This is a genomic window from Hallerella succinigenes, assembly GCF_002797675.1.
Lineage (GTDB): Bacteria > Fibrobacterota > Fibrobacteria > Fibrobacterales > Fibrobacteraceae > Hallerella > Hallerella succinigenes.
The window spans coordinates 2,973,588-2,984,547 of record NZ_PGEX01000001.1 but is presented as its reverse complement, the minus strand read 5'-3'; the positions used below and the strand labels follow the sequence as shown (position 1 = coordinate 2,984,547).

General features: G+C 49.1%; 6 protein-coding genes. 2 read left to right on the top strand and 4 right to left on the bottom strand.

The window, feature by feature from the left end; genetic code table 11:
- The first annotated feature begins 183 nt into the window (after window positions 1-183).
- The gene (gene tnpA, locus BGX16_RS13795; protein WP_100426871.1) at window positions 184-627 is read left to right on the top strand and encodes an IS200/IS605 family transposase; all 444 of its coding nucleotides are present in this window, start codon (window positions 184-186) and stop codon (window positions 625-627) included.
- A gap of 145 nt (window positions 628-772) precedes the next feature.
- Here tnpA and BGX16_RS13790 read toward each other — a convergent pair whose 3' ends face one another.
- The 4 genes from BGX16_RS13790 to BGX16_RS13775 all read right to left on the bottom strand — a co-directional run bounded on the left by BGX16_RS13790 (window position 773) and on the right by BGX16_RS13775 (window position 10,097).
- Window positions 773-1,567, bottom strand: coding sequence for an IS3 family transposase (locus BGX16_RS13790; RefSeq protein WP_241899577.1), 795 nt, complete (start codon window positions 1,565-1,567; stop codon window positions 773-775).
- A 26-nt stretch (window positions 1,568-1,593) separates the two neighbouring features.
- Complete coding sequence (locus BGX16_RS13785) at window positions 1,594-2,121, bottom strand: helix-turn-helix domain-containing protein (RefSeq protein WP_100424741.1); 528 nt, start codon at window positions 2,119-2,121, stop codon at window positions 1,594-1,596.
- 77 nt (window positions 2,122-2,198) lie between these two features.
- Window positions 2,199-2,741 (bottom strand): lipocalin family protein, encoded by a 543-nt coding sequence (locus BGX16_RS13780; protein WP_100426573.1) that lies wholly within the window; start codon window positions 2,739-2,741, stop codon window positions 2,199-2,201.
- Window positions 2,742-2,861: 120 nt separating this feature from the next.
- Window positions 2,862-10,097 (bottom strand): tandem-95 repeat protein, encoded by a 7,236-nt coding sequence (locus BGX16_RS13775; protein ID WP_100426572.1) that lies wholly within the window; start codon window positions 10,095-10,097, stop codon window positions 2,862-2,864.
- Window positions 10,098-10,517: 420 nt separating this feature from the next.
- On the opposite strand from BGX16_RS13775, the gene BGX16_RS13770 reads away from it, so the two are divergent.
- On the top strand, window positions 10,518-10,952 hold the full coding sequence (locus tag BGX16_RS13770) for a hypothetical protein (protein ID WP_146139543.1): 435 nt from the start codon (window positions 10,518-10,520) through the stop codon (window positions 10,950-10,952).
- The last annotated feature ends 8 nt before the right edge of the window (window positions 10,953-10,960 follow it).

The following is a 10,960-nucleotide window of genomic DNA, read 5'->3' as shown; positions in this document are numbered from 1 at the left end:
TATAAAACATAAAGAAAAGGCTCCATCGCGATGATGGGGCTTTCTTGTATGTATTCAAAACCGCCGGCTAGGCCGGCGGTCCCGTTTAGCCTTCTGGCGTTCCTTCCTCGACAAACAAGAAATCCTTTGGTAGCTTTTGAAATGCGGTCTGTCAGCTGCGAACAAAAGAACCAAAGGATTCAAATGAAAAATAGCAATAATCATACCTTGGCCCACACGACGTGGAATTGCAAGTATCATATCGTGTTTGCCCCCAAATTTCGCAGGAAGGTGTTCTATGGAGAAAAGCGCCGCGAGATAGGTGAAATCCTACGTACGCTTTGCAACTGGAAACAGGTGAATATCGTCGAGGCGGAAGTTTGTCCAGATCATGTACACATGCTTCTCGAGATACCGCCGAAATATTCGGTTTCGGGATTCATGGGATTCCTGAAGGGGAAGAGTAGCTTGATGATCTACGAACGGTATCCGTCGCTTCAGTTCAAATACAGGAATAGGGAATTTTGGTGCCGAGGGTATTACGTAGACACGGCCGGCAAGAGTGCGAGCAAGATTGCCTCGTATATCAAAAATCAGTTGGAGGAGGACAAGTACGGAGAACAGCTGACCATGCTCGGCAAGATGTAGCCCGTTTACGGGCGGCCGGTAAGGACCTTACGCAGGTGGCAGATTGACCAACGCGACGTGACGCGTGGCTAGTATCCTAGAGCTACGCCCGTAAAAGAAGAACCGCCGGCTATGAACTGAACCCAAAAAGTTGGACAGTTTAAAGTTAGGATAAAACAGCGTTATGAGTCCGGTATTGTACCGGACTCATTCCGTTTAGGCGCAGCTTTATCCGGTCGTTGTTGTAGTATTCGATATACTTCCTCAGCTCCTGTTTGAAGTGGTCCATGTTTCTGAACGTGTTCGGGTAGAGAAGCTCTGACTTCATTATTCCAAAGAAGTTCTCCATCATGGCATTGTCCAGGCAGTTGCCCTTACGGCTCATGCTCTGGATGATTTTATGATCTTTCAGCGATTTCTGGTAAATCGCATGCTGGTAGTGCCACCCCTGATCCGAGTGCAGAACCAGTCGCTTCCAGGTACGCTTCTTCGCATATGCCCGGTCCAGCATGTCCATTACCATCTTCAGGTCCGGATGGTCCGAGATTGCGTAGCTGACTATCTCGCCGTTATACATGTCGAGTATTGGCGACAGGTAGCACTTGTCCATGCCGATGTTTATCTGAGTCACGTCGGTAGTCCATTTCCTGTTGGGGGCCTTTGTGTTGAAGTTCCGCTTGAGCCTGTTCGGGGCGGTCTTGCCGACCTCGCCCTTGTACGAGCGGTACTTGCAGCGCCTGCGCACGTTCTTCAGGCCATCTTCCTTCATGAGCCGATAGACCGTCTTGTGGTTTATGGCATAGCCCTCGTTCCGGAGCTGGGCCACGATGCGGCGGTAGCCATAGCGACCCTTGTTCTGGGCGTGTATGGCCTTGATTCGCTTGCGCACGACGGCGTAGCGGTCGGGGCCATCCTTGAGGTTGTAGTAGTACGTGGAGCGGGACAGCCCGCTAGCCTTCAGGAGATGTCTCAGGGCGTACTCGGCGCTCAGTTCGCGGACGACTTGGGCCCTATACCGAACATCTCGGCACTTTCTTCCTGGTCTAGGGCCTTTAATTTTTTTAGGTAGGCGTTCTCCGCTTTTAGATACTCATTTTCTTCCCTGAGGCGTTCAATCTCGCTCATTCCCGTTGTCCATTTCGGCTTGGCCTTGTTCATCTTGGGTGGTCTCCCTCTCGGCTTGGTAGCTAGCAGTTCTTCGTATCCGCCATGACGGTATTTCCGCAGCCAAGAACTCAGGCTGGTAAAACTTATGCTGTACTTGGCGATAACTTCCGCATAAGATAGAGATTTCTTGACGACCGCGTCGATGACAGTCCTCCTCAAGGCAGGAGTTGACCGAACATTCGTTTTCCTTTCAGTCTGCCAACAGCCGGTCTGTCGGTAAAGCCGGATATGGCGCTTAATTTCGGACAGTTCCAGACCTGTCAACCTTGAGATTGACGGAGAGTCGTAACCATCCTTGTGAAGTTCATAGGCCTTGGCCCATTCTTCTTTTGTGTGTTTCTGGTACATGAAAACTCCGAAAGTTGTGTCCAACTTTCGGGGTTCACATCACTAGGGGAGCTGTGATTTTACGATTTTATCGCAGACTATCTTTCGACACCCGTGAAAACTTCATACAAAGAGTAGCCCGCAATCGGAGCATCCTTGTAAATGTAAGAACCTCCCAGATTCAATGCAGTAGAACCATTCAGGTCAATGATTGTCGGTGTGGACGTAAAGGAGTAGCCCATCGAGCCGAGCATGCAGCCCATGGTGAAGTTCATCGTCAACTGACCACCCGAAACAGACCACGTACCAGCTTCTTCTTCACCCAAGCAAGTTCCTTCACTGTTCAGGTAAAGGGATTTGGAATTGATCAGGGTAAAGGAACCGTCTTCTTCAAAGGTCAAGGTCGACGGGGAAGCGACACCGCCCGACTTCAATTCCTTAACGACAGAATATGCGGTATTGCCTTCATTGATCGTGTAAAAGGCGTTCATGCTCCAAGTAGCCCCTTCAAGGCAACTTTCGGTAACGCCCTTTTCGCACTTTTCAGCGAGAGACTTGGAACCACTGTTGCTTTCCGAAGAGCATGCGCCCAAGAACATGGAAATCGATATCATCCCAGCGAGAACAAAAGATTTTTTCATAGAGAATTCCTCACATTTTGTATGAAATATAAATAAAAAAGCTTTTCCGCGAAAGAAAAGGTTTGCATACAAAAAACCTCCCCGAATGGGGGAGGCTTTTTCAAAGAGAATCAAGACCGATTAACGGCGACGCTTGTTGCCCTTCTTCGCACTCGAGGAAGAAGAAGACTTCGGCGCTTCGTTATCGGAATTGCGGACGTCCTTCATCTTGAAGTTCACGTTGATTTCAGCGGTTTCCACCTTAGAGGAAGCACCTTCCTTATCCGTGAGTTTGAAGCCGAATTCATCGAGGCCGTAGAAGCCCTTGTTCGGCTTGTACACGAAGGAACCATCCTTTTCATTGATTTCGACATTACCGTTCTGCGGACGACGAACGAGAGAGACACGAGCGTCAAGCTTGCCATCTGGGTCGAACGCGCCTTCCAGGAGGCCTTCCTTAGCGCTCACCTTCAGGGCTTCGCCTTCCTTTGTCTGGTAAGACTTGGAGATAGCGACCGGAGGATCGTTCACTGGAATAACGGTAAACTTCGCAGAGGTCTTAGCGGTAGCACCTTCCGGGTCCGTCACCGTAAAGGTGAGCGTTTCCGGAGCACCATTCCAGTGTTCATACGGTTGCTTGATCGTCACAATGTTACGCGCCTTGTCGTGTTCGACAATGAGCTTCTTGTTCCCCGTGATCGTCCACTTGAGTTCGTTGAAGCTATGGTCGCGGTCGCGCACGAACTGATCGAGCTTGAGCGTTGTGAGAACACCCTTGTTCGCGTCTTCGCGTATCGTCACATCGTGAATCGGACGGATTTCCGGAACCGCATTCACATGCTTCACTTCGAAGTTCACCGGGATTTTTGCCATTGCGCCAGCCGGATCCTTCACGATGAATGTGATGGTTTCCTTGCCATACCAGTCTGCACGGCTCGGGCGGACGATAGCTTCGCGACTTCCATTGATCATCACTTCGAGATGACGGTTGCCAGAAATCGACCAGCGGAGTTCATTCGGCTTGTGGTCCGGATCATTCACATACTTGTCGAGCTTGATCGAAGCGAACTTCTTGCCTTCATTCGTCACCATATCCGGAATCTTGGAAAGTTCTGGAGGATCATTCACCGGTGTCACCACGAACTGGATGTCGAGGGAAGCCTTTTCTCCAGCCGGATCGTAAGCGTTGACCTTCACCTGGTCCTTGCCGTTCCAATACTTATTCGGAATCGTTACGGTCAAGATGCCTGCGTCAGAGAGACTGTAAGAGAGCGGGTGCTTCACGGTCGGGTGTTTTGCCTTACCCATGCGGCCACGCTTGTTCTTCTGAGCCGGCTCGCCGTCATCGATAGACCAGCGGAGTTCAGATGCGTCATTATCCGGATCCACGACGAGCTTCGTGAGATCGATTGGAGAGAACTGGTTCTTTTCCTTGATTTGCTGAACCGGGAGCTTGTTGAAGTGCGGCGGATCGTTCACCGGAATCACCTTGAACGTACTCTTCACACTTGCACCAGCGCCTGCCGGATCCTTCGCCGTGAAGACGACGGTTTCCGAACCATTCCAGAATTCATCCGGAGTCGTGATGTTCACGCGAGAACCGCGGATGTCAAACTTGAGAGCCTTGTTGCCGGAGACAATCCAGTTGATTTCATTTGGACGGTTATCCGGGTCGCTCACGTACTTCGAGAGATCGATCGGAGCAAAGCGTTCCTTTTCCTTAATCGTCTGATTTGGGATAGCCTTGAGCACAGGAGGATCGTTCACCGGGGTAACCGTGAAAGTAATCTGCTGGGCGTCACGTCCACCTTCCGGATCGCGAACCGTGATATTGATCTTTTCAGAGCCATTCCAGTACTTGTCCGGAGTCGTCACCACGAGCTGATTCTTCTTATTGATAGAAGCCTTAAGACTACGCGGTTGAGAAACTTCGAAGGTCAGAGCGGACTTCGGATGATCCGGATCCTTCACAAAGTCGAGAAGGCTTATCGGAGCGAAGTGTTCCTTTTCCTTGATCGTTTGATCAGAAATCTTGCTGAAGGTCGGAGGATCGTTTACCGAGAGAACTTCGAGATGGATTGTCTTGGAATCCTTGGCGCCTTCCGGGTCTGCCACAGTGAAGGTCACCGTACGCTTACCGTTCCAGTACTTGTTTGGCACTGCGATATGAGCGACGTGTTTGTCGTCAATCGTCACGGTCAAGTCGTCGACCTTCTTTTCGTCGGCTTTCGGTTCTTCCTTCTTAGCGTTCTTACCCTTCTTTCCTTTCTTCTTCGGAGCTGGGGCTGGGGCTTCGACGTTCTGCACGACTGCAGTCCAAATCAACTGATTCTTGCGATGGTCTGGATCATGCACATAGTTGTCTAGCGGAATATCCTTGAACTGAGCTTTTTCCTTGATGGTCTGGCTCGGAATATCCTTCAGAACCGGAGCGTCGTTCACCGAGGTGATTTCGAAGGTTACCATCGTGGATGCGGATGCACCCTTCGAATCCGTGACCGTGAGAGTCAACGTTTCCGGATTGCACCAGAAGTACTTGTTCGGAGCTGTGATAACAAGCTTTCTTGCAGAGGTGATTTCTGCCTTCAGGTTCTTGTTGCCAGAGACCTTCCACGTCATTTCAGACGGCTTGTTGTCCGGATCCTTCACGTATTCGTCAAGAGCGATTGGCTTGAAGGTTTCCTTTTCTTTAATCTTCTGGTTCGGAATCTTGGAAAGCACAGGAGGATCGTTCACTTCCGTCACGACGAAGTCCATTTTATGAGAAGCCTTGCCACCTTCCGGGTCGGTTACCGTGAAGGTAATCGTTTCCTTGCCGTGCCACTGAGAATTCGGGACCTTCACCTGAACGGTGTTGTCCTTGTTCAAAGTCACCATGAGCTGACGATTTCCATGGAAGCTCCACTTGAGCTGCTTTGCAGAGTGGTCTGTGTCCGTAGCGAGAGTAGAGAGGTCGATCGTCTGGAACGTGCCACCTTCGCGGATCGTTTCACCCTTCGGTGCGTTAGCCGAAATCACCGGGATATCGTTGATCGAGCGAACTGTGAAGGTTGCAGAAGAGCTGGCCTTTGCGCCTTCCGGGTCCGTTGCCGTGAAGGTAATCTTCGCAGCACCGTTCCAGTACGTGTTCGGAATCACAATCTTTGCGACATGATTCTTGTCGATATTTACCGTCAAGCCATCTGCAGAAGAAACTTCTTCATCTGCAGCCTTCTTGCCCTTCTTCTTCGAAGCTGGCTGTGCATTCACCTTAGAAACCTTGTAGCTCCACTGGATCGTGTTCAGCTTGTGGTCCGGATCCTTGATCATATCGTCAAGCTTGATCGGAGCGAATTGCTTCTTTTCATCAATTGTTTGATCCTTGATTTCGCGCACAAAGACCGGAGGATCATTTACAGAAATCACTTCGAAGGTCACCGTACGGGAATCCTTAGCGCCTTCCGGATCCATCACCGTGAAGGTCACGGTTTCCTTGCCGTACCAGTAGTTGTTCGGAGTCTTGATCGAAACCTTGTGGCTCGGGGTCATGGCAAACTTGAGAACCTTATTGCCTTTAATATCCCACTTGAGCTTGTTCTTCGGATGGTCGAGATCGGACACAAAGTCATCCAATTCGATTTCCTTGAATTCCTGTTTTTCCTTGATTGTCTGGTTCGGAATATCTTTCATCACCGGAGGATCGTTCACAGATTTTGCCGTGAACTGAACCATTTGACGAGCAGAAGCACCGGCCGGATCGGTCACCATGAAGGTCACCTTTTCAGAACCATTCCAAAGCTTGTTTGGGGTCTTAATCGAAGCTACGCCATCCTTTGAGATAGAGATCTTCAAATCCTTATTGCCGGTAATCGTCCACTTGAGAGACTTGAAGGAATCGTCTGGATCCTTTACAAGTTCTGCAAGGTTGATATCCTTGAATTCTTCCTTTTCGACAATGATCTGGTCATTGATCTTTGCAAGAACCGGAGCATCGTTGATGGACTTCACCGTGAAGGTTGCTGTCTGGGAAGCTTTGCCGCCTTCCGGATCCGTCACGACGAATTCGATTTCATTCGAACCATTCCAATACTTATCCGGTGCAACCACTGTAGCGACGAGAGTCTTCGGATCTACCTGAACCGTCAAACCATTCTTTGCACCCTTGACATTGAAAGCCCAAGTGAGATCCTGAATTTTGTGATCCGGATCCTTCACGATTTCAGTGAGGTTGATCGGAGCAAACTGCTTCTTTTCGTCGATCGTTTGATCGTTGATCTTCTTTACGAATTCCGGAGCGTCGTTCACGGATTCCACCGTGAAGGTCACATTGCGAGAATCCTTAGCACCTTCTGGGTCCACAACTTCGAAGAGGACAGTTTCAGAACCGTGCCAGTACTTGTTCGGGATCACCACAGAGAATTCACGCTGCGCGTCAATCTTGAACTTGAGATCCTTATTACCTGTGATGTTCCATTTGAGCTTGTTATTCGGATGGTCGAGATCCTTAACGTAGTCGTCAAGTTTAATCGACTTGAACTGGCCTTTTTCCTTGATCGTCTGAGACGGAATGTCCTTCATCACCGGAGGATCGTTGATGGATTTTACCGTAAAGACTGCGGTCTGCTTCGCCGAAGCGCCTTCCGGGTCCGTTACCGTGAAGGTGATCTTTTCGGTACCGTTCCAGAGCTGGTTCGGAATTGCGATCGTTGCTGTGCCAGCCTTGTCGATATTGACCTTGAGATCCTTATTGCCGGTGATCGTCCACTTGAGCTTATCGAAGGCATGGTCTGCATCGGTAACGAGTTCGGCAAGGTTGATCGGAGCGAACTGAGCCTTTTCATTAATCGTTTGAGACTTGATTTCCTGCAGAACCGGAGCGTCGTTCACGGATTCCACCGTGAAGGTTGCCGTTTCGGAGGCCTTAGCACCTTCCGGATCCGTGACTGTAAAGGTCACGACGTTTGCACCGTTCCAATACTTGTTCGGAATTGCAATCGTTGCAACAAGCTTTGCATCGAGATTCACCTGGAGATCACCCTGCGTATTCTTCACGCCCGGAGCCGGCTTCACTTCGACAGCCACATTGAGATCAGAAAGCTTGTGGTCAGCATCCTTGACCATTTCACCCAAGTTAATGGTCTTGAACTGAGTCTTTTCCTTGATTGTCTGATTTTGGATCTTCTTTACGAATTCCGGAGCGTCGTTCACCGATTCCACGGTAAAGTTGACGGTGCGTTCATTCGAAGCGCCTTCCGGGTCCGTTACCTTGAAGGTGATTGCTTCAGAACCGTGCCAGTTCATGCTCGGGAGTTTGAAGGAAGCCTTACGGTTTGCATCGAGGGTAACCTTGATGTCCTTATTGCCAGAAATCGTCCACTTGAGCTTGTTAGCCGGGTGGTCGAGGTCGCTTACGAATTTATCGAGCTCGATAGGCTTGAATTCTTCCTTTTCCTTGATCGTCTGAGACGGGATGTCTTTCATGACTGGAGGGTCATTGATAGAGTTCACCGTGAACTTGACAGAAGTAGAAGCCTTGCCATTATCCGGATCGGTAGCGGTGAATGTCACAGTTTCAGAACCGTTCCAGTTGATGTCCGGAGTCTGGATGGAGACCATGCGATTGTTGTCCACATTGACCTTCAATTCCTTGTTGCCGGAAACGGTAATCTTCAACTGAGAAAGATCATGGTCTGCATCAGAGAGGTAATCGTCGAGAGCAAAGCCGTCGAACATTGCCTTTTCGTCGATCGTTTGGTCCGGAATCTTCTTGAAGACCGGGAGATCATTGATGGAGCGGACAGTGAGCTTCACTTCCTGCTTTGCTTCTGCGCCTTCCGGGTCAATTACCTTGAACGTTGCGACAGCGGCGCCGTTCCAGTATGGGTCCGGAATCTCAACCTTGGCGACATGCTTTTCGTCGATATTCACAAAGAGCGGACCAGTCGGATGTTCTTTGCCGACGCTCTTCACTTCGACTTCCCAGGAAAGTTCTTCCTTTTTGTGGTCATCATCCTTGACAAAGTCGTTGAGGTTAATTTGTGCGAACTGATTCTTTTCGTCAATCGTCTGAGCCGGGATCTGCTTCACGAACTGCGGAACGTCATTCACAGATTCGACAGTGAAGTTTGCCTGAGCCTCAGCACTTGCTCCTTCTGGATCCGTGACCTTGAAGTTGATCGTTTCGGAGCCATTCCAAAGAGCATTCGGAATCAAAATCTTTGCATTCTTACCTGCAAGCTGGACCTTGAGATCCTTATTGCCAGAGAATTCCCACTTCAGTTGTTCGAACTTGTGGTCGATATCCTTGACATACTTGCTAAGATCGATCGGCTGGAACTGTTGCTTTTCCATGATCGTTTGGTCCGGAATCATATCGACGAATTCCGGAGCGTCGTTCACAGACTTCACCGTGAAAGAAGTCTTGAAGCTTGCAGAAGCACCCTTCGGATCGGTTGCCTTGAATTCGAACGTTTCGGTCGGGCCATTCCAGTTTTCGTTCGGAATGATGACTTCAGCAACGTTGTACTTATCGATCTTGACCTTGAGTTCCTTACCGCCAGAAACAGACCACTTGATCTTTGAAACATCATCATCGACATCGCTGACGAGGTCGGAAAGGTTGATCGGTTCAAACTGTTCCTTTTCTTGGATCGTCTGATCCGGAGCCTTCTGAACGATCGGTGCGTCATTGATCGAATTGACCGTGAAGTTTGCATCGGTCTTGGCGGAAGCGTATTCGCCATCAGTCGCAATGAACGTAATCTTATAAGCACCGTACCAGTTCGTGTCTGGAACGACGACGTTTGCGATGCGGTCCTTCGAAATTTCGACGGAGAGTTCGCCTTCAGCCTGTTCCTTTGCGATCGGGGTCAGTTCATATTCCCATGCGATCTGATCCTTCGGATGATCGACGTCTTCGACATAGTTGTCGAGCTTAATCGGGGCAAACTTTTTGCCTTCGTCAATCGTTTGGTCAGGGATCTTCGAAACGACCGGCGGATTGTTCACCGATTCGACTGTGAAATTCACGGTTTCAGAGCTCGAAGCACCCTTAGAATCTGTAACAGTGAACGTGATGTCTTCAGAACCGTTCCAATACTGGTTCGGAGTCTGGATTGTTACCACGTGCTTATCTTCTTTCACTACCAGGTTCTTATTGCCAGTAATCTTCCAGTTCAGCGCGGCAGGAGCTTCTTCAGGATCGCTGACATATTCATCCAACTTGATTGGAGCGAATTGGCCGCCTTCTTGAATTGATTCGCCCGGAATACCATTCAGGGATGGGGGATTATTTTCAGAAGCCTGCGGTGCTTCCTGTGGGGCGTCTTGAGCAAACGCACCGCTAGCAAACATTGCAGCTGTTAAAAACAATACAGATACTGATTTCTTTTGACTCATTTACGATCTCCAATAAGATCAATCCATGACGAAATCCGACCACAGGGGGCGGTCCGACCCGTCATAACCACTACACATCCGATTCACCACATTTAGACCCCAAAAGCCAAAGGTGATGGACATCACCAAATATAAAGTTTTTATTACGAAATATGGACTGATTTCTTTGAAGAAAATTCACAATTTCTAGACAAAAAAATGACACAAAATAGCGAAATTTTTAAAAATTTCGCATATTTTTAGATTTAAGTCATTGAGCTACAACAAATTACAAAGAGTGGGGGTGTGCTGCCGAATTTCATTTCAGCAAAAAAAACTTGCTAAGAAAAAATGAGGAAAGACCTCCAAATCCGCTTTGCGATGACAAAAAAGCGAATTTTATCTATTTTAAGCAAAAATTTGTTCAACAATGGGACTTCTATGAAATTTGTTTTCCTTTGCGACGACATTTACCTCAAGGGCGATTATGCCGCTTTCGTCAATAACTTTCCCACAAATCACGAACTGGTAACCATGTCTGGTGAAGCATTCCTGCAAGCAAAGGGCTTCCCGGAGAACACCTTTGGTCTTCTCGTTGAACGCTTCACCTGGCAGAAGAACTTCAGCTTGTTCCGTTATTTCGGACTGCTTCCAGTTCTCGAAACCGTTCCGCTCGCTGTTGTGAGCCGCGCACGACGTTTTGAACCGCTCAAGGGCCGTAGCGCACTCCGCGGTCAGGAAATGATCGTTACGCCGAACGCTTCTTCCGAAGAACTTTACACATTGATCGACAAGTTCGTTGCCGCTCCCCCTCAGATGCACAGCTATCCGCGTTGTGCTTGCAAGGTTCCGACCAAGAAGACGGCCGCTGTCTAATTTTTCGG

Coding starts and splice junctions, on each gene's coding strand:
- BGX16_RS13785 (WP_100424741.1), bottom strand. CDS start 2,121: ATGTACCAGAAACACACAAAAGAAGAATGGGCCAAGGCCTATGAACTT.
- BGX16_RS13780 (WP_100426573.1), bottom strand. CDS start 2,741: ATGAAAAAATCTTTTGTTCTCGCTGGGATGATATCGATTTCCATGTTC.
- BGX16_RS13770 (WP_146139543.1), top strand. CDS start 10,518: ATGAAATTTGTTTTCCTTTGCGACGACATTTACCTCAAGGGCGATTAT.
- BGX16_RS13775 (WP_100426572.1), bottom strand. CDS start 10,097: ATGAGTCAAAAGAAATCAGTATCTGTATTGTTTTTAACAGCTGCAATG.
- tnpA (WP_100426871.1), top strand. CDS start 184: ATGAAAAATAGCAATAATCATACCTTGGCCCACACGACGTGGAATTGC.